The following is an 18,493-nucleotide window of genomic DNA, read 5'->3' on the forward strand; positions in this document are numbered from 1 at the left end:
CACGCTCCTAAAAAATCAAGAAGTAACTTATGATGCAAAGGATCAGTTCCGCCGCAGCAAACATGGCGACGATTTGAACTTCCCTCATCCCCTTCTGCTCAAAATGGTGATGAATGGGGCTCATAAGAAAAATTCGCTTTCCCCTCGTTTTAAAGGAGATGACCTGCAAAATAACAGACAGGGTTTCGATAAAGTAAATGCCGCCGCAAACAGGAAGGAGCAGGGGCAAATTCAGAAGAATAGCGATGGCCACCACGGCGCCGCCCAATGCCAAGGAGCCCGTGTCTCCCATAAAGACTTTCGCCGGGTATTTGTTGTAAAACAAAAATCCCAAGAGGCCGCCGGCCAGCGTTAGGCAAAACAGCGCAATGGAAGGGCGACCCATTTTTGCGCTTACCAGTGCGAAAAACAAAAGGAGAATCGTCGTCACCGTCGAGGACAGGCCGTCCAGGCCGTCGGTTAAGTTGACGGAGTTGACCGTACCCACGACGACGAAAATAATAAAGGGAATAAAGAACATGCCGAAATCTACCGGCCGCATGGTGCCCGGCAAGAGCACGGCGGTGGTGAGATTATCGGAACGCAAAATAAGAAAGTACAGGAGGACGGCGATGAAGATTTGAGCTAAAAGCTTTTGCAACGCCGTAAAGCCCAGGTTCCTTTTGTTCACCACTTTCAGGTAGTCGTCGACAAAGCCCACGAGGCCGAAGCCCAAGGTGGAAATGAAAAGGATGGCCACTTCGTAGGTCATGTTTTTCGTGAGAAGCGTCCCGAGTAGGGCCGCCGTGAGAAAAATCACGCCGCCGATGGTGGGCGTTCCCGCCTTGGACAGGTGGCTTTGGGGCCCGTCTTCGCGAATTTCTTGTCCTGCGTGCAATCTTTTTAACATGGGAATGAATATTTTCCCGCCGATCATGGCGAGGATCCATCCCACCGCCAGGCTGATCAGTCCTGTGCCTATACTCATGCTTGCCTACTCCTTTAATTACTACCGGCCTTGTTTCGGCCCTTGTTTGTCTTTTCTTTTGCCTCTGGTCTGTTATTTGCATCGGCATTTTTATCGGATGCTTTGTCCCTGACGTCGGCTTCAAATCGAATGTGGATCTTTGCGCCTTTCGGCAAGATGTCGCCGGCCAGAGGCTCTTGGCTCACCACCGTGCCTTCCCCTTCCAAGACGTAATCCAGCTTGGAGGATTCAAGGATCTTTTCCACTTCCTGCTTCGTCTTTCCCCTGAAATTGGGAACGGTGCGCTCTCTTCCGTCGTTGGGGTCGATCTTTAAGTCGACGATGGTGTTTTCATCCACTTCCGTCCCCGCTTCCGGGGCTTGTTGAATGACCATGCCGAAGTCTCCGACATTTTCAGAGGCCATGTTGAATTTAAGCCCCGCATCGGTCAGCACCTTCCCTGCATCTTCCAAGAGCAGGTTCTTCACATCGGGAACGATGACTTTCTTTACCTTTTTCGATTGGTCGCTTCCCGTCGGCGGAACGTCCCCTTCCTGAAGGGCCGCCGCCATAATTTCCGAAGCGATGGGCGCCGCCACGGTGCCGCCGAAGTAATCCCCTTCCGGTTCTTCGACGATGACGAGCACCGTGTACTTGGGATCTTCGATAGGGGCCACGGACACAAAGGAGCTGATGTATTTGTCCTTTTCGTAGCCGCCGGTGTCCGATACCTTCCCCGCGGTTCCCGTCTTTCCGCCGACGTGGTAGCGATTCACCGCGCCCATGGTGCCCGTGCCGTGATCCACCACGTGGGTCAGTAGGGTGCGCATGGTTTCGCTGGTGGATTCGCTGATGACCTGGCGACGGACGGTGCGTCCCTGTTTCACCAAGACATTGCCACTTACGTCTTGAATTTCATCGACCACATAGGGCTTTAAAAGGTAGCCGCCATTGGCCACAGCCGATATCGCCGTCACCATTTGAATGGGCGTCACGGCGATGCCGTGGCCGTAACTCATGGTGGCCAGGCGCGCTTCGTTGATTTCTTTTGTACTCGTCGGAACAATGCCTTTTTGTTCCGCAGGCAGGTCGATCCCCGTCTCTTCGCCGAAGCCGAAGGCTTGAATGTATTTTAGGAGGCCTTCTTTTTTTAACTCTCTTCCCATGTTGACGAAGGTCACATTGCAGGATTCGGAAAAAGCCTTGTCCATGGTAATGTCTCCGTGAGGATTGGGAAGGGATGTACAGGTAATGGTTACGCCGGGAATGTCGCGGACATAGCCGGTGCAGTAGTAGTGCTTTTTCGGATTGGTGGTGTCTTCTTCCAGCGCCGCCGCAGCCGTAATGGTTTTAAAGGTGGAACCGGGCTCGTAGGTGTCGCTTACGGAGAAATTCCGCCAATTGTCGAACAGAATCTTCGAGCGCTGCTCGTCTTTTAAATCCTTCCACACGGCCTTTTGCTCTTTCGTCGTCGGCCTGCTCGGATGGTTTAAATCGTAGTCGTCGGTGGAAGCCATGGCGCGAATGGCGCCGGTCTGCGTCTCCTGCACAATGGCCGTCATGCGGTGGGCGTGCTTTTTTTCCTGGTGGTTGTCCAGGACATCTTCCACTTTTCGCTGAAGAGATTCAGAAATCGTCAGCTTTAAATTGGCGCCGGCGTTAATGGGCACTTGGCTGTCCTTTTTCTTGCCGAAGGTCGGCGCGAGGCGCAGCTCGTCGTCGTAATACTTTTCGATGCCGTAGCGTCCGTCCCCTTCTTTTCCCGCAAAGCCGATGACCAAGGAAGCCAAATCGTTGTTGGGATAGGTGCGGGCCTCGAAATCTTCCACGGAAAGGCCGGGAATGTCCGAATCCTTCAGTTGCAGGGCCACGGAGCGTTCCACATCGCGTTTCAGCAAGACGTAGCCGCTTTTTCCCATGCGCTCGTCGAACTTCGCCTCGGTCATGCCCAGGGTCTTCAGGGCGAGGCGCCGAAGCTTCTCCCGCTCCTTCTGACTGTCCTTCGCGCCGGCCAGGATATTCGTGTCGATGTAGATGTCGGATTTGCTGATGTTTCCCACCAGTTTTTTTCCGTCGGCATCAAAAATTAAGCCCCGCTCGGGACGCTTGACGCTTTTCGTCGTCAGTGCCAGGGCCTCGCGGGTCAGATTGTCGGCGTCGACGATTTGTAAGTAGCCTACGCGCACCCACAAAATAAAAAAGAGCAAGCAGAGAAAAACATATAGAAACGCCACTTTTCTGTCCATCTTTCGGAGATGGTTTAAAAGAAATCGACGATCTCTTTTTCTCTTCCTCACTCTTTTCGTTTGTTTACTTTTCTGCTCCCCCACAAGAGCCTCCCACTGTTTATTTGAAAATATGCAAAACCGAGATCACCGGGTTCAGGTAGACGTTCTCGTTTACGTCGTTTTCCTCGTTGCGTACTTTCACGTCGATGTATTTTACCTGATCGTTGTCGGGATAGACCATCCCCAGCTGAAATTTCGCTTTTTTCATGATCTCGTCTGAATTTTTTATTTCATCTAAGTCGGCATTCATGTCCCTGTACGTTTTGTCCATATCGACTAACGCCTTGTTTTGTGCCTCGATAGCCGCATTTAACAGGGCGATCTGCGTATGAGCCCTGAGTTGCAGACAGGCGGTGATGCCCAGTATGCACAAAAGAATCCCGAAAAGGGCAGAACGGGACACCCACTTCCGCTTCGGGCCTTTCGCGGGCCTCATGCGGGGACGTTTGTTTTCGACTCGTTTCATTATAACACTCCCCCTAAATTTTTTCAGCTATACGCAGCTTCGCCGAATGGGCCCGATGATTTCGTTTGAGTTCTTCATCCGATGCCGTGACGGGCTTTCTCGTTACGATTTCGATCTCGCGCTTCTTTCCGCAGGTGCAAATGGGTTGCCTCGGCGGACAGATGCAATCTTTATATAGGTATTGAAAACTGTTTTTCACGATTCTGTCTTCCAGGGAATGGAAGGTGATGATTCCCAGCCGTCCGCCCGGTTTCAGGAGGCGGACCATCTCCGGAATCGACGATTCCAACACGTCCAGTTCCCGATTTACGGCGATGCGCAAGGCTTGAAACGTTTTCTTCGCCGGATGGCCGCCCTCTTGCCGCACTTTTTTCGGAATGGCTTTTTTTATGACCGTCACCAATTGGAAGGTGGTGGCGATGGGCGCTTCCTTGCGCTCTTTCACGATAAATTGCGCGATGCGATCGGCCCAGCGCTCTTCCCCGTAGCTCTTGATGATTTTCGCCAAATCCTTTTCGCTGTACGTATTCACGATGTCGTAGGCGCGCAAAGACATGGTCCTGTCCATGCGCATGTCCAGCGGGCCGTCGAAGCGATAGCTGAACCCTCGCTCCGCCGAGTCGAATTGATGGGAGCTGACGCCGATGTCCAGGAGAATCCCGTCCACTTCCTCGATATGTAGTGCTTTTAAAATCGCCGGCATGTCGACGAAATTGCCCTTCACCAATTGAAAGTTTTCGCCGATGCTTTCCAAATGCTTTCTCGCCGCAGCGAGGGCCGCATCGTCTTGATCGATGCCTACAAGCAGGCCGCTATCCAATCGCTTTAAAATTTCGCCGCTGTGCCCGGCGCCCCCTAAGGTGCCGTCCACGTAGATGCCGTCGGGTCGTATTTTTAATCCCTCGATGACCTCGTTCATTAGAACGGGCTCGTGTTTAAATTCCATGGTCCCTCCTAAATTCCGAGATCGGACAGTTGTTGGGCGATGTTGTCGTAGGACAGGGATTCGTCTTCCGTGTAGTCGTTCCACAAGCTGTCGGACCAAATTTCCATGCGGGTGCCTACGCCGATAATCACCGCGCTTCCGTCGAGCTTCGCGTAGTCCGTGAGATTTTGGGGAATGCGCACGCGGCCCTGTTTGTCCAACTCGCCGTCACATGCCCCGGAGAAAAAGTAGCGCACGAAGGCGCGGGCATCTTTATGGGTGAGGGGTAGGGTCTTCAACTTCTCTTCCATGCGGCGCCATTCGTCCATGGGGAATAAAAAGATGCACTGATCCAAGCCCTTGGTCATGACGTAGCCATCACGGATGCCGTCGCGAAATTTCGCCGGCAAGACCAAGCGCCCTTTTGTGTCGATGGTATGTTTTACTTCACCGAAGAACATAGCGCCCCCATTTAAACCCTTTTCCACCACTCTCTCCCACTTAATTATATTTTACACCATTTAATTGGGTATTCAAGCGCAAAATAAAAAAACCACCCAAAAAAAGGTGGTTTCTCCGATGAATTTATTTATTTGTCGCGGCCTTCTCTTCCTTCAAGGCATAATCGCCCGTTTTGATCCGCTTCGACTGCACAATTAACAAGAGGATGCCTAAGAAAATGCCGATGATGCTCACCACTTGCGCCGTACGGAGAGGGCCGATGTAGAGGCTGTCCGTGCGGAGGCCTTCGATAAAGAAGCGGCCGATGCCGTATAAAATCATATACGCGCCGGCCAGCTCGCCGGGGAAACGGCGTTTCTTCGAGAGAACGAAGTAGAGAAAGAGAAAAATCCCCACATCTAAAATAGATTCGTAAAGAAAGGTGGGATGGACCATTTGCCCGCCCACATTAATCGCCCAGGGAACGGTGGTGACGCCGCCGTGGGCTTCGCCGTTCATAAAGTTTCCCCAACGGCCGATGCCCTGGGCCAAGACGACGCCCGGGGCCATCATGTCCAACAGCTCGAAAAAGCTGATTCTTTTCGCGAGGCAGTAGATAAATATGGCCAGGGAGCCGCCGAGGAGGCCGCCGTGTATGGCCAAGCCGCCGTTTCGTATGGCGAGCACCTCGGACAGGTGGGCGCTGTAATACTCCCATTCGAAAAAGACGTAATAGGCCCGGGCACCGATAATGCCCAAGGGCAAGGCGAAAATGCTCACGTCCACCGCCGCCTCTTTGGGCACGCGGGGATTTCGCTCGATGAGCTTTTCCGCAAAAAAGATGGCGAGCAGAGCGCCACAGGCGATAAAGATGCCGTACCAGCGCACCTCTAAACCGAAGAGGGTAAATGCTACGGGATTCACTTTATTCTCCTACGATGGCGATGGACTTCGACGCGCCGATGCGGCTCGCGCCGGCGGCGATCATGGCTTCGGCGGTTTCTCTGTCCCGAATGCCGCCGCTGGCCTTGACGCCCATGGAGTCGCCCACGGCTTCGCGCATAAGCTTTACATCTTCTGTCGTGGCGCCGGCCGCGGAAAAGCCCGTGGAGGTCTTCACGAAATCCATGCCCGCCTCTTTGGCCAAGGCGCAGGCCTTCTTCTTTTCTTCATCGGTGAGAAGGCAGGTTTCCAAAATAACTTTGACCACGGCATCTTTCGCCGCTTCCCTTACGGCCTTCATGTCCTCGAGAACCAAATCGTATTCGCCGCTCTTTAATGCGCCGATATTCAGCACCATATCCACTTCGTCGGCGCCGTTTTCCACGGCTTCCTTGGCTTCGAATGCCTTTACGGTTTTCGTGTTGGCGCCCAAGGGAAAGCCGATGACCGTGCACACCTTCACATCGGAATCCGCCAAACGTTCAGCCGCGAGAGATACCCAGCAGGGTTCCAGGCAGACGGAGGCGAAGTCGTAGGCCTTGGCTTCGTCGATGACTTTAATGACTTCGTCTTTCGTCGCATCGGGATTTAAGATGGTGTGGTCGATGGTTTTATTTAATCTCATGTTTACTTCCTTTCAAAAAGGCAAAGGAGGCCACGATCAGAAGCCCCACTGCCATCACGAGGCCGATTTGTTTGACCATGCCGAAGAAAAAAGGCTCGGGGAGCATTTTGATCATCAGATCCGTGGCCGGATCCATTAGCCAGAGCTTGTTGGAGAAAAAGAGGGTGTGGAAGGTGTACCAGGCCTCGGTGAAGTTCATGGCGATGCCGCCACCTAAAATAAGAAATGTGGCGATCAACACGAGGGCGGCCCGCCCGATGCTTCTCAATCCTTCTTTCACGCCGAATTTTTTCGCCAAGGCAAAAAAGCCGGTGGTGGCGACAATTGCCGCTGCGACACAGAGTCTGCGCATGAGGTGAAACAGGGCGTAGACATCCGCCATGTGATCCACTTCATTCTCGTTGAAATGCGGGGTCAACACTCGGGGATCGCCCTGCTTTAAATAATCGCGCAGCGCCGCGGAGATTCTGTCCAATTCCTTCAAGGACTTTCCCGTCTCCGCCGGAATTTTATTTTCAATCATTTGGCGGTGGTAATAGGCCTTATTTCCACTGACCGAGTCCGTGGCCGTGCCGAACAACAGAAAAGTGAAGCTCACAGCCACGAGCGTAGCTAAAATCCACCTCATTCGTCGTCTTCGTCGTCGTTTTCCCAATTGTGAATGACTTCCTGTACATCGTCATTTTCTTCCAATTGGTCAATGAGTTTCGCCATTTTCTTGCGGTCTTCCGGATCCTCTAAAACCGTGGTGGTTTGAGGCAGGTAGGTGATTTCGGAGATGACGAATTCGTAGCCCGCCTCTTCCAAATTCTTCCGCACGGTTTGGTAATCTTCCGGCGAGGTAATAATTTCGATGCCCCCGTCTTCCGTGCGAATGTCTTCGGCGCCAGCTTCGATGGCATCCATTTCCACAACTTCCGGATCCATGCCGTCTTTAATTTCGATCCCCAATTGGCCCTTGCGGTCGAAGAGGAAGGAGACGGATCCGTCGGTTCCCAAATTGCCGCCGTGTTTATCGAAAGCGTGGCGCACATCCGGCGCCGTGCGGTTGCGATTGTCCGTCAAGCATTGCACCATGACGGCAATGCCCGAGGGACCGTAGCCTTCGTAGGTAATGGATTCGTAGTTGCCGTCGTCGCCTTCGCCGGCGGCTTTTTTAATGGCCCGTTCGATGTTGTCGTTGGGCATGTTTTCAGCCTTGGCGCTGTCGATGGCCGCCTTCAAGGCGGGATTGTAATCGGGATCGTCGCCCCCTTCTTTTACGGCCACGGCGATTTTTCTCGCCATTTTCGTAAAGATCTTGCCGCGCTTGGCGTCGGCCTTTCCTTTTTTATTTTTAATGTTGTGCCATTTCGAATGTCCTGACATAGTTACCTCCTTTGTTTATAACGGTTAATTATAACACGCGCGCCCCTTATCTTTCAAATTTCGGCGGCAATGCACGTTTGTGGGCACTGGTTTTATGGCGCCGGGCAATGGCCTGTTTGTGCTCGCCCTCGTTGTGTCCCCGCACGGCGGCGTCCAGCTCTCCATAGGTAAAGCCCATGTCGTCTTCGTCGGTTTGGCCGGCATAGAGGCCCGCCGTGGGTTTTTTCTCGATGACTTCCTTGGGTAGGCCCAATGCCTTGGCCAGTTCCACCACTTCCGATTTTACGAAATCCACAATGGGCATGAGGTCGCAAGCGGAGTCGCCGTATTTTGTAAAGTAGCCGATGTAGTATTCGCTGGCATTGGAGCAGCCGCAGACCAAATAGTTTCTGTCTTGGGCGTAATAATACAGGGTCGTCGTGCGCAGGCGCGGCTTCACATTGGCTCTCGCCATGGCCACATCGCTTTCAAAGGATGCGTCTACGAGGGCGTGAAAGGTCTTCGTCAGATCCACTTTTTCCACATTGAGATCCAGGCTTTCCGCCACGAGACGGGCGTCTTTTTCGTCTTGGGGATTGGAGTCGATGGGCATAATAATGCCCAAGGCATTGTCGCCGAAGGCGCGCTTGGCGATCCCGGCCACCACGGCGGAGTCGATGCCCCCGCTTAATCCGAAGACCACGCCGTCGGCATGGGCGGCCGCTACGGTTTCTCTCATCCATTGAACCACTGCATCAATCTCTTGCTTCATTCTTTCCTCCATAAAGTATTTGGTCGTAGGCCACATCGTCTACGAGCATCTTTTTTTCGTAGACCGGCCGCTCAGTTTCTTTTTCTTCTATTATAACAACTTCGCCTGAGGTGGCGTCTTGTAAATAAGCTTCAAAGGCTTCTTTTCCCGATTTATACACCGTCGTCGTCACTTGCACCTGATCGCTGAAGGCGCAATCCAAGACGGGATAGCCACGCTCCCGCATGTAATTTTCGATGGCGCCGTGGGCCGTGTAGGCGTAGGAGAAGGTAATGTCCACGGCTTCGTGCATTTCCACGATCTTCGCATCGACTAAAGCCTCCGATGCCGCCGAGGAATAGGCGCGGATCAGGCCGCCGGCTCCGAGCAGGGTCCCGCCGAAGTAGCGGGTCACGACGCAGACCACATTTCTCAGTTCGTTGCGCTTCAATACTTCCAGTATGGGTGGCCCTGCCGTCTTCTGGGGCTCGCCGTCGTCGTCGTATTTTTGAATCAGCCCCTCTTCGCCGATAATATAGGCGGTGCAATTGTGGGTGGCGTCTTTTTCCGCCTCGCGAATGGCACGGATAAATGCCTCCGCCGCCTCTTTCGTCGCGGCATAGGCCACGCGACCGATGAATTCGGATTTCTTTTCGATTAACCGGCTTTCGCCCTCTCGATAGACGGTTTTATACATAGCGCCTCCTTATATAGGGTTTCATTCGGTCATAGGCCCTCTTCGGCAAAGTGGCCGTCATGGTGACGCCGTCGGCGTCGTAGTCCAGGCGCTCCACCGGGTAATTGGCTTTTAAGGCCTCCACACGGTCCATTTCGTTAAAGGAAAACTTTAAGTCCACCTTTACGTAAAGGTCTTCCACTTTCTTTTGCACGGCGTCGTAAAAGTAATCGAAATCCCTGTCGTGCTTGCAGGATCCGTAGATCACCGTCTCTTCCGCCGGCATAAAGGGCAGTTTCTTGCCCTCCATCAAATCCCTTTTATTCACGAAGAGAAGGCTCGGCACGTCGGCGGCACCCAGGTCATTTAAGAGCTTCCTGGTCGTCTCGTAGCGAAGGGCCGCATCCTCCGCCGAACCGTCGATGACGTGGACGATGAGATCCGATTCTTTCAGCTCTTCCAAGGTGGTGTGAAAGGCCTCCACCAAGGTCGTGGGCAGGTTTGAAATAAAGCCGACGGTGTCCGTCACGTAGACCACCAAGCCGTCGGGAAGTCGAATGCGCCGGGTGTCGGGATCCAGGGAGGCAAAGGGCATGTCTTCCACATAAACTTCCCGTCCCTTGGCATTGGATTCCTTCAAGAGCCGGTTCATTACCGAAGACTTTCCCGCATTGGTGTAGCCCACCAGGGCAATGGCCGGCACTTGCGAACTTATGCGATTCTTTCTTCCCGTGTTGCGAATCTTTCGCGCCTGTTTCAATTTCTTCTTTACACGCTGAATGTCTCCTGCGATGCGCCGGCGGTCGATTTCCAGCTTCTGTTCCCCGGGGCCCCTGGTGCCGATGCCGCCGCCTAAGCGGGAATAGTTTTTCTTGCCGATTAAGTGGCTCTTGCCGTATTCCAGCTGGGCCAAATAGACCTGGAGCTTTCCCACATCGGTTTTCGCACGGGAAGCGAAGATGTCCAATATAAGGGCCGTGCGGTCGAGGACGTCCACTTCCAACACCTTTTCAATTTCACGCATTTGAATACCGGAGAGGGTTTGGTCGAATATGACCAAATCCACATCCTCCGCCCGGACGAAATCCTTCAGCTCCTCGAGCTTGCCCTTGCCCATTAAGGTCGCCGGATTGTAAGCGCGCACCTTCTGTTCGATGGATGCCACCACGCGGCCGCCGGCCACTTTCACCAGGGCGTTTAATTCTTTTAAACTTTCCTCGTGGTAAGTTTCGGACTCGTCGTAAACCGACGCCGTCACCACTTTTTCTCTTTCTTCCATGTTGCCTCCTGCCTAAGCTTCTTTTTAAATATACACAACCTTCTACTTCTACGCAACAATGGGCCATGATATAATGGCAAAAAAGGGGGTTTCCATGGGGATTAAACATACACTTCGCCGCAAAAAAACATGGCAAATGCTTCTCGCGGCCATCTTATTTCTTCTCGTTCTCTTGGCGGGCATCTTGGCCATATGGATCGTGTCCATAATGAAGGACTTGCCGTCGGTTGATTTCAACGACTTAACCACGTCCATTCCGCAAACATCGTACATACTCGATGCCGAGGGCAATCCCATCGACGAGGTGGATCCTTCCGTCTTCAGCGAAAACATTTCCGTCGATCAGGTGCCGGATCACGTGAAGGAGGCTTTTCTCGCCGTGGAAGATCGCAGCTTTTACAAGCACCACGGCTTGGATTTGCGCCAATTGGGCGCGAGTATCCTGACCAATGCAAAAAGCGGCGCCATCGAACGGGGCGGTTCCACCATCACCCAGCAATTGGTAAAAAACGTCTACTTAAGCAGCGAACAGTCCTTGGATCGAAAGATCAAGGAGGCCTACCTGACCTTGGGCATGGAGGAAAAATTGGGAAAAGATGCAATTTTAGAGGCCTATCTGAACCGAGTGGATTTGGGCTTGGGTAGCCAAGGCATCGAGGCGGCGAGCAATGCCTATTTTTCCAAACACGCCAAAGACCTGACCGTGGAAGAAGGGGCTCTTTTGGCGGGCATCGTAAAATCCCCCGCCTCCTACCAACCGATTAAGCGGATTCCCACGGAAGAAAACGACGGCGCCGACATCATCGCCACGCAAACCATCGGCGATCGCTCCTATGATTTAATTGAAAACCCCCGTGCCGAGGAACGAAAAAAAGTGGTGCTCCGCGCCATGGCCCAAGCCGGCTACATCACGGCGGAGGAGGCAAAGAGCTACGCGCAAATTCCCATTTCCTTTATGCCGAAAGAAAATCCCCCCTCCCCTTACTCTTCCTACGTGGCCGACGTAATTTCCGACGAAGCCGCCCATATTCTTGCGAAGATCAGCCACATGGACATACAGGCCGCGGAAAAACAGGTCCGCGAAGGAGGGCTCACCATCCACTCCACCATCGTGGGGGATTTCCAGAAAAAAATGGATGCCCTCTTCGACGCCTATCCCGACCTCATCGCCCGCGGAAAAAACAGGGGCGCGAACTTCGTGGACTTCACCACCGACGAAAATAACCGCATGATCGACGAGGAAGGCCACGTGCTCTACTACCCCTACGACGCCCTCTTCGACGAGAAGGGCAAGATGCATCTTCCCGCCGGCGCCTTCACGAAAACCGACGGCGGATTGGAAATCGACGGCGAATACTTTACTGAATCAAACGGCAATCTTCTTTTGAAAAATCTCTATTACTTAGACGAAAACGGCAATCTCCGCACCGTGGCCGGCGCCGGAACCCTGTTTCAGGCGGGCGATTTAAAAAATCCGGACACCCTGCTCCTTCAGGGCGAACTCTACGAGGCCTATAAAGACGCCATCGAAATCACGGAAGAAGAGCTCGTCCTTCCCGCGGATCTGTTCATTCTGCCTGAAAAAGGCAGCCTGCAGCCGCAATCGGCGGCGATCATCGCCGACAATACCACCGGCGCCGTCGTGGCCCTCGCCGGAGGCAACGACTTAAAAGATCCCGCCCGTCTCCGCTACAATCACCTGACGAGCAAGCGACAACCGGGCACCGCCATCGTGCCTTTAACCACCTACCTCGCCGCCTTAAGCGAAGGCGACACCCTGGCCACCTCCTACGACGACACGCCCATGCACGTCGACGGAATCCTGTGGCCCAATGCCGATTCCTTCTACGGCTACGACGTTCTGGCAGACGGCGCCGCCAACACCCGATTAGCCATCAGCGGAAAAATTCTGGAACGCTACGGCTTCGATCCCGTATTGAAAAATCTGAACCGCCTCGGCCTCTATAAGGGAGAGCGGCAAGACGACGCCGTAAAGACGCCCAAGGAAAATGCCAAGCGCCACGACATGACCTACGACGCCATGGCGGCGGGAAATTTCGTGGACGGCATGAATCTTATGGCTTTAACAAACAGCTACGCCCGCATCGCATCGCCGAGCGTATCCGACAATTACACCGTACAAAAGATTACCGACCGCAAGGGCCGCGTCCTTTACGAACACGGAAAGACCGCGGCAAAGGACATCCATCGAGAAGACGCCCTCCTTCGCTACGCCCTGGGCCGTTCACCCCTGGCCGAAAATCTTCGCGCATCGGGCTACGACGCCTTTGCCGTTTCCGGCACAAATAAGTATCGCGCCGATTACTTCGCCCTGGGCGCCACGCCTCGATACACCTACGGCCTGTGGATGGGCAACGACCTTCAAAAAATCGCCTTAGCCGGAGATCGCTCCCTTACAGAAAGCCTGTACGCTTCCCTCGTGGCCATCCCGGGGGACGGAACGCCTTGGGAGCTTCCGGCGGATTTCGAAATGCACGAAGTGAGCGACAAGACCGGCCTCTTGGCCACCACCTACGCTCGCAGAGCCCGCTCCACGGTGACCCTGCCCTTCTTGCCGAACACGGCGCCGACAAAGGAAACGCAAAACTACACGCGAAAACTCATCTGCTCCGTCTCCGGTCAATTGGCCTCCACCTACTGCCCCTATGAAACCATTACCTACGGCTACCACTTCGTGCGGCCCAAGGGCTACGATCCGAAAGCATTCAACGGCATTCTGCCCAAGGACTACTACACCCTGCCCTCGAACTATTGCCAAGTGCACACCAAGGAATGGTACGATCAGGAAACACAAAAGGCCAATGAAGACGAACAGGATCAGGACAACGATAACGACCAAAACAGGGATACCCATCGCCGATAAAGCTCCCTTGCGTAAACGCCCCACCCTTCGGGTATGTAGTCTTAAGAAGGAGGCGCTTATGAAACTATCGAAAATCGTGAAATTTGCAGCCATGTCCAAAGGTGCCAAGGTAGGCGCCAAGGCCATGCAGAAAAAGCCCGTGCGCAAAGCCACGGCAAGCTTTATAAAAAGCTACGCCCTGTGGAAGTTTATTCGCAGAAAATAAAATCAGCCCTCGCCGATGAAGCGAGGGCTTTTTCATGGAAAAAATCTAGTCGAGAAACATATTGTCCAGCAAAAGTAAATTGGTGAGGCTGCCAACGCCGCCGGGCACGGAAGTCACCAAATGCGCCTTGTCCACGACCGCGTCGAAGTCCACGTCGCCGGTTAATTTTCCGCTCTCGTCGAAGGCGATGCCGCAGTCGATAATGCACTGATCCTCGCCTACAAAATCCGCCGTCACCCAGCGGGACTGCCCCGTGCCGTAAACCACCACGTCGTATTCTCTCGCCAGGCAAGGAATGTCTTTCGTGCGGGAATGGCCAACAGTTACCGTGGCGTTTTTATCTAAAAGCATCATAGCCAGAGGCTTGCCGATGACCATGGAGCGGTTAATAATCAACACACGCTTCCCTTCCAATTCCCCCATGGCCTCTGCGATCATAAGGGCGCTTTTCGCCGTGGCGGGCATGATCTTTCCCTGCCCCGTAAAAATTTTCCATTGATTCAAGGGGCTCAGGCAGTCGATGTCTTTTTCCGGTTGAATGGCGCTGTCAATGGTTTCGGCATCTAAATGCTTGGGCAGGGGATGGAAAATCAAGATCCCGCCGATGCCCTCGTCCCGATTGCCGCGCTTCACTTCCGATAAAATCTCGCTCTCCCCGACCGTGTCGGCGAAGGCAGTGACCTCCACGTCGATGCCCACTTTTTCCGCCGATTTCTTAATGGAATTTTCGTAGCTGATATCCGCCTTTTTGTCGCCGACGCGAAGGATTAAGAGTTTGTATCCGATCCCTCTCTCCTTTGCGAGGGCGGCTTTTTTCGTCAAGTCACCTAGAAGCTGCTCCCGCAGCGGGCTTACGTCAAATTTCATTTTTCCCTCCTATTAAAAAAGAGCGGCGAACCGCTCTTCGTGTTTCTGCTTAATTATAACACGCGCGTTGCGTTCACAAAACGGGAGTTATAATACTTTTCAGATAATTTATTTTGTTTTACCCGTCCGCTGCCGCTGTTGGCGTGGATGAAGGTATCGTCGCCGATGTAGATGCCGACGTGGCTGACGCCCTTGCCCGTGGTGTTAAAGAAAATCAAATCGCCCGGTTGCAATTGGGAGCGATCCACTTGAGCGCCCACTTGGGATTGTGCGGAAGAGGTTCTGGGAAGGGAAATTCCCAATTCGTTGACGTAGATGGCATACACGAGGCCGGAGCAGTCGTAGCCGCCGTCGCCGGTGGCGCCCCATACGTAGGGAGAACCCATTTTGCTGAATGCCGAGTCGATGACTTGTTGTGCCTTCGCGCCGTCTACTTTCGGTGCAATGGCCACGGGTTCGGCGATCTTCTTGACCGGCGCTTGCTTTTGAATGACTTCACGTTGCACGGCCTTCACGCCGCCTTCGCCGAAGTCCAAGTAGTTGGGATCGATTTGGAAGTCCTTGCCTTCTTCGTCGAGAATAATGAAGAGGCCGTCTTTGTAGCTGACTACATTCACCGATTGGTTTTTAGCCAGTTGGTAAACGCCGTTGGCATTTTCAAGTTTTAAATTTTGTTTCACCTTGGCCGGGGTCATGTGAGACCCTTCGATGGGTTCGATGAATTTGTTTTCAACGGAACCGAAAAGGCCGTCTTCCGTATTTACCGCTACCGTGTTCGGGTAGTGCTTAACCGTTTGAAGGGTTTCGCCGATAAAGAGGTTGCGAACGACCTTGCCGTCTTTCTTCAAGATGGCATTTTTCTTTACCGTGTAATATTGAGGTTTGCTTTCGGTAACCAAGATCTTTTCCTTGGGAACGGTGACCTTGGCATTGCCCTTTTGGACTATGTAGCCGCGATCGTTGGAATCGACGATATTTGCTTGTTCTTCCACGGCAAATTTCAATTCGCTGCCGCTATACAATGTGGTGTTATGATCCTGCACGAAAACGCCGGTATCTCGAAGGCCTACGATCGAAATGATTGCCAATGCAGTCGTTCCGACGGCAAGCTTGAACTTGTGACTCATGTGGTAACAACACTCCTTATAAAATACTTCGCTTTGGATGGCCCGCGTGCGGGCGATTCCATTCGAAATTAGATTTTTCTTAATGATCTTTTGAAATTATAACACAGTTGGTTACAGAATGTAATAATTTGAGACGTCTTTTATGTTACTTCTCTGTTACAGTTCTATGACTTTTTATTTCTTTTTTAACAACCTTCTCTTTCACCAAATGTGACTTCAGAGCCTCTTCAATGGTATACTGTTTATGTACCATCCGGGAGGTGACAGACTATGGAATATGAGTCCGATTACAATTTATTAAAAGAAAAGATCGACGCCTGCATCACAGAGGGCAGCATACAAAACGCCAAGGAGATCTTCGATTCCTACCACTCCGTCGATATCGACGAGGTGTTGGAGGATTTGGATTCGGCGGATCTTCAGTACTTTCTCTTTATGTTGGATCCGGAAGAGATCGCCAATCTCATCGAAAATGCCGAAGAAGAGCTTCAGGTGAAGATGGCCGGTTTCTATTCGACGAAAGAGCTCATCGACATTTTCAGTTACATGACCAATGCGGATGTCGCCGATTTATTGGGGCTTTTGCCCACGATTAAACGCAAAGACATTCTAAACTATATGAAGAAAAGCGAATCGAATATTCTCAAGATGATCTTGTCCTATGACGACGACAGCGCCGCCGGGATTATGACCACGGAGTTTATTTCCCTGAAACAATCCCTTACCGTGCGGGAAGCCCTTTTAAAGATCAAGGAGATCGCCCCTACGACGGAAATTATCGAATCCATTTTTATTACGGATAATTTGCACCGCCTCCAGGGCATCGTCGATTTGCGGGAGATCCTCGTGGCGCCGGGCTTTAAGCCTTTGGCCGATCTCGTGGAGACCCACCCCTTTTTCGTCTATGCGGATCAGGATCAGGAAGAGGCGTCGAATTTAATTTACAAATACGACTTAAAGTATTTGCCCGTCGTCAATAAAAACGAGGCCATCCTCGGCGTCATTACCTCAGACGACATCATCGACGTTATGGAAGAAGAACATAACGAAGACATCTTGGCCATCGGTGGGGTTTCCAAAGACGAAGAATTCGACTCCAATTTCTTCCACTCCGTAAAAAGCCGCCTGCCCTGGCTCGTGATCAATCTCTTTACGGCCTTTATGGCATCGGCGGTGGTCAGCATGTTTGAAGACACCATCAGCCAAGTGGTGGCCCTTGCCGCCGCCATGCCCATCGTCACGGGAATGGGAGGAAACGCCGGCAATCAAGCCCTCTCCATCGTCTTGACCAGTTTGGCCCGCGACGAAATCAGTTTGGAAGAAGACCTTCCTCTGATTTTAAAGGAGATCGGCCTGGGAGTTTTCGACGGCGCCGTCATCGGCTTTTTCGCCGGAGTCGTCTTGTATTTGAAGTACCACAATGTGTATTTAGGCCTGATTATCTTCGCCGCCATGATTTTAAACATGGTCATCGCCGGCATCGTCGGCTTCCTTTTGCCCCTCTTGTTCGACAAGTTGAAAATCGATCCGGCCATTTCCTCGCCGATTTTTCTCACCACATTCACCGACGTATGCGGCTTTTTTATCTTCCTCGGCCTGGCTTCCACCCTACTGCACAAATTGGTTTAATTTCTTATTATTCAAAACACATGCAAAAACCGAAGGCGCTCGCTGCCTTCGGTTTTCTCATTCTATGAACTAGGATTACTTTTCGATAAAGGAATAGATCCGCTGCGCCAGGACCACCGCCTGTTCTCTCGAAGCGTGAGTCTTGGGCTTAAATTCGTTGTTCTTGTAGCCCTCCATCAGTCCCAAAGACTGAAGCTCGTAGACAGATTCTCGGGCGTAGGGGCTGATCTTTTCGTGATCGGCGAAAGGCGCGCCCGTCGTCTTGTCCCCTTCCACTTCGACACTGTTTAAAAAGCGGGTCAAGATGGTGGCCATTTGCTCCCGAGTGATTTTCGATTTGGGGGCGAATTTGTCTTTGCCCACGCCGTTGACCAATCCAAGGCGCGATGCGATGACCACGGATTCGTTTTTCGTGTCCTTGTAAGGGCTCTTACCCGCCACTAAATGGACGCGCTCCGTTTTTTCATAGAGGCGCACGATGACTTCCGTAAATTCTTCCCGTGTAATTTTCGTTTTCATATCGGCCTTGACGGAGGGCGGAATCAATCCGTTCTTTCCGGCATTGCTCAATTCCTCCACGGACCAGGCGCTGGAATTGTTAAAGACCGGGCGATAGCCCACGGAGACCACATTGGTATAGGCGCTCTCGCCCTCACCGATGTAGCGGACGCGGAAGCTGTAAAGCTTGCTTTCGATGGCGGGATTCGCCAAATTCGAAAACTTCGCGCCGTCGAGCTTCATTTCCACGCGGTCTTTCTCGTTTAAAGTGAGCTCGCCTTTAAAGCTTTGGCCGTTTTTCGAAGACCAGGGGCCCAAATTGACTTTGCTGTCGATTTCGTAGGCCACGGTTTTTCCCGATTCCAATTGTTTCTTTGCCCAATCGGGATTGCTCCAGGTGATGGTGAAGGCGTCGTAGGCGCCACTTTCTCCTTGAGCCAATGCCACCGCCAAGTTTCTCGGACTTTCGAAACTTTGGGCGAAGACCCCCGTTGCGGGAAGCAAAATTCCCAGACATAAAAAAAGTGCCAATAGGCGTTTCAATGTGTATTTCAATGGTAACATCCTTTCCTTGCTTTTAAGCTTCTAAAACTATAG

At 52.5% G+C, this 18,493-nt stretch carries 18 protein-coding genes; 3 read left to right on the top strand and 15 right to left on the bottom strand.

What is annotated here, in order from left to right; all coding sequences use genetic code 11:
* Positions 1-7: 7 nt before the first annotated feature.
* The 12 genes from mraY to hflX form a co-directional block, all read right to left on the bottom strand.
* Entirely contained in the window at positions 8-967 is a 960-nt protein-coding gene (gene mraY / locus DG046_RS01315; protein ID WP_108830797.1) for a phospho-N-acetylmuramoyl-pentapeptide-transferase, read from the bottom strand.
* A gap of 14 nt (positions 968-981) precedes the next feature.
* Positions 982-3,180 carry a PASTA domain-containing penicillin-binding protein gene (locus DG046_RS01320; protein ID WP_159082017.1) on the bottom strand — a complete coding sequence of 733 codons (2,199 nt, stop codon included), beginning with the start codon at positions 3,178-3,180 and terminating at the stop codon, positions 982-984.
* Between the two features lie 112 nt (positions 3,181-3,292).
* Positions 3,293-3,700: a hypothetical protein gene (locus tag DG046_RS01325; protein WP_108830799.1), complete on the bottom strand. Its 408-nt coding sequence runs from the start codon at positions 3,698-3,700 to the stop codon at positions 3,293-3,295.
* Positions 3,701-3,713: 13 nt separating this feature from the next.
* Positions 3,714-4,646 (bottom strand): 16S rRNA (cytosine(1402)-N(4))-methyltransferase RsmH, encoded by a 933-nt coding sequence (rsmH, locus tag DG046_RS01330; RefSeq protein WP_108830800.1) that lies wholly within the window; start codon positions 4,644-4,646, stop codon positions 3,714-3,716.
* Positions 4,647-4,654: 8 nt separating this feature from the next.
* The gene (mraZ, locus tag DG046_RS01335; RefSeq protein WP_306419032.1) at positions 4,655-5,113 is read right to left on the bottom strand and encodes a division/cell wall cluster transcriptional repressor MraZ; all 459 of its coding nucleotides are present in this window, start codon (positions 5,111-5,113) and stop codon (positions 4,655-4,657) included.
* Positions 5,114-5,210: 97 nt separating this feature from the next.
* Positions 5,211-5,990 carry a prolipoprotein diacylglyceryl transferase gene (gene lgt / locus DG046_RS01340; RefSeq protein WP_108830801.1) on the bottom strand — a complete coding sequence of 260 codons (780 nt, stop codon included), beginning with the start codon at positions 5,988-5,990 and terminating at the stop codon, positions 5,211-5,213.
* 1 nt (position 5,991) lies between these two features.
* Positions 5,992-6,633, bottom strand: a complete 642-nt coding sequence (gene deoC / locus DG046_RS01345; protein ID WP_108830802.1) for a deoxyribose-phosphate aldolase — start codon at positions 6,631-6,633, stop codon at positions 5,992-5,994.
* Positions 6,620-7,261 carry a TIGR01906 family membrane protein gene (locus DG046_RS01350; protein ID WP_108830803.1) on the bottom strand — a complete coding sequence of 214 codons (642 nt, stop codon included), beginning with the start codon at positions 7,259-7,261 and terminating at the stop codon, positions 6,620-6,622. The genes deoC and DG046_RS01350 overlap by 14 nt, the downstream gene beginning before the upstream one ends.
* Positions 7,258-8,001 carry a YebC/PmpR family DNA-binding transcriptional regulator gene (locus DG046_RS01355; RefSeq protein WP_108830804.1) on the bottom strand — a complete coding sequence of 248 codons (744 nt, stop codon included), beginning with the start codon at positions 7,999-8,001 and terminating at the stop codon, positions 7,258-7,260. Before DG046_RS01355 ends, DG046_RS01350 begins: the two co-directional genes overlap by 4 nt.
* 46 nt (positions 8,002-8,047) lie before the next feature.
* Positions 8,048-8,752, bottom strand: coding sequence for an NAD(+) synthase (gene nadE, locus DG046_RS01360; RefSeq protein WP_108830805.1), 705 nt, complete (start codon positions 8,750-8,752; stop codon positions 8,048-8,050).
* The gene (locus DG046_RS01365) at positions 8,736-9,428 is read right to left on the bottom strand and encodes a YigZ family protein (RefSeq protein WP_108830806.1); all 693 of its coding nucleotides are present in this window, start codon (positions 9,426-9,428) and stop codon (positions 8,736-8,738) included. The genes nadE and DG046_RS01365 overlap by 17 nt, the downstream gene beginning before the upstream one ends.
* Positions 9,421-10,686 carry a GTPase HflX gene (hflX, locus tag DG046_RS01370; RefSeq protein ID WP_108830807.1) on the bottom strand — a complete coding sequence of 422 codons (1,266 nt, stop codon included), beginning with the start codon at positions 10,684-10,686 and terminating at the stop codon, positions 9,421-9,423. The genes DG046_RS01365 and hflX overlap by 8 nt, the downstream gene beginning before the upstream one ends.
* A 94-nt stretch (positions 10,687-10,780) precedes the next feature.
* On the opposite strand from hflX, the gene DG046_RS01375 reads away from it, so the two are divergent.
* Positions 10,781-13,570, top strand: coding sequence for a transglycosylase domain-containing protein (locus DG046_RS01375; RefSeq protein ID WP_159082018.1), 2,790 nt, complete (start codon positions 10,781-10,783; stop codon positions 13,568-13,570).
* Between the two features lie 58 nt (positions 13,571-13,628).
* Positions 13,629-13,775: a hypothetical protein gene (locus tag DG046_RS09595; RefSeq protein ID WP_159082019.1), complete on the top strand. Its 147-nt coding sequence runs from the start codon at positions 13,629-13,631 to the stop codon at positions 13,773-13,775.
* A gap of 45 nt (positions 13,776-13,820) precedes the next feature.
* Here DG046_RS09595 and DG046_RS01380 read toward each other — a convergent pair whose 3' ends face one another.
* Both DG046_RS01380 and DG046_RS01385 read right to left on the bottom strand, forming a co-directional pair.
* Complete coding sequence (locus DG046_RS01380; protein ID WP_108830809.1) at positions 13,821-14,642, bottom strand: bifunctional 5,10-methylenetetrahydrofolate dehydrogenase/5,10-methenyltetrahydrofolate cyclohydrolase; 822 nt, start codon at positions 14,640-14,642, stop codon at positions 13,821-13,823.
* Positions 14,643-14,695: 53 nt separating this feature from the next.
* Complete coding sequence (locus tag DG046_RS01385; protein WP_108830810.1) at positions 14,696-15,769, bottom strand: C40 family peptidase; 1,074 nt, start codon at positions 15,767-15,769, stop codon at positions 14,696-14,698.
* A gap of 270 nt (positions 15,770-16,039) precedes the next feature.
* Here DG046_RS01385 and mgtE point away from each other — a divergent pair, with 270 nt between their 5' ends.
* Positions 16,040-17,398, top strand: a complete 1,359-nt coding sequence (mgtE, locus tag DG046_RS01390; RefSeq protein WP_108830811.1) for a magnesium transporter — start codon at positions 16,040-16,042, stop codon at positions 17,396-17,398.
* Positions 17,399-17,473: 75 nt separating this feature from the next.
* On the opposite strand, the gene DG046_RS01395 is transcribed toward mgtE, so the two are convergent.
* Positions 17,474-18,451, bottom strand: a complete 978-nt coding sequence (locus tag DG046_RS01395) for an S-layer homology domain-containing protein (protein WP_159082020.1) — start codon at positions 18,449-18,451, stop codon at positions 17,474-17,476.
* Positions 18,452-18,493: the final 42 nt, after the last annotated feature.

The sequence above is a fragment of the Aedoeadaptatus coli genome, assembly GCF_900343085.1.
GTDB lineage: Bacteria > Bacillota > Clostridia > Tissierellales > Peptoniphilaceae > Aedoeadaptatus > Aedoeadaptatus coli.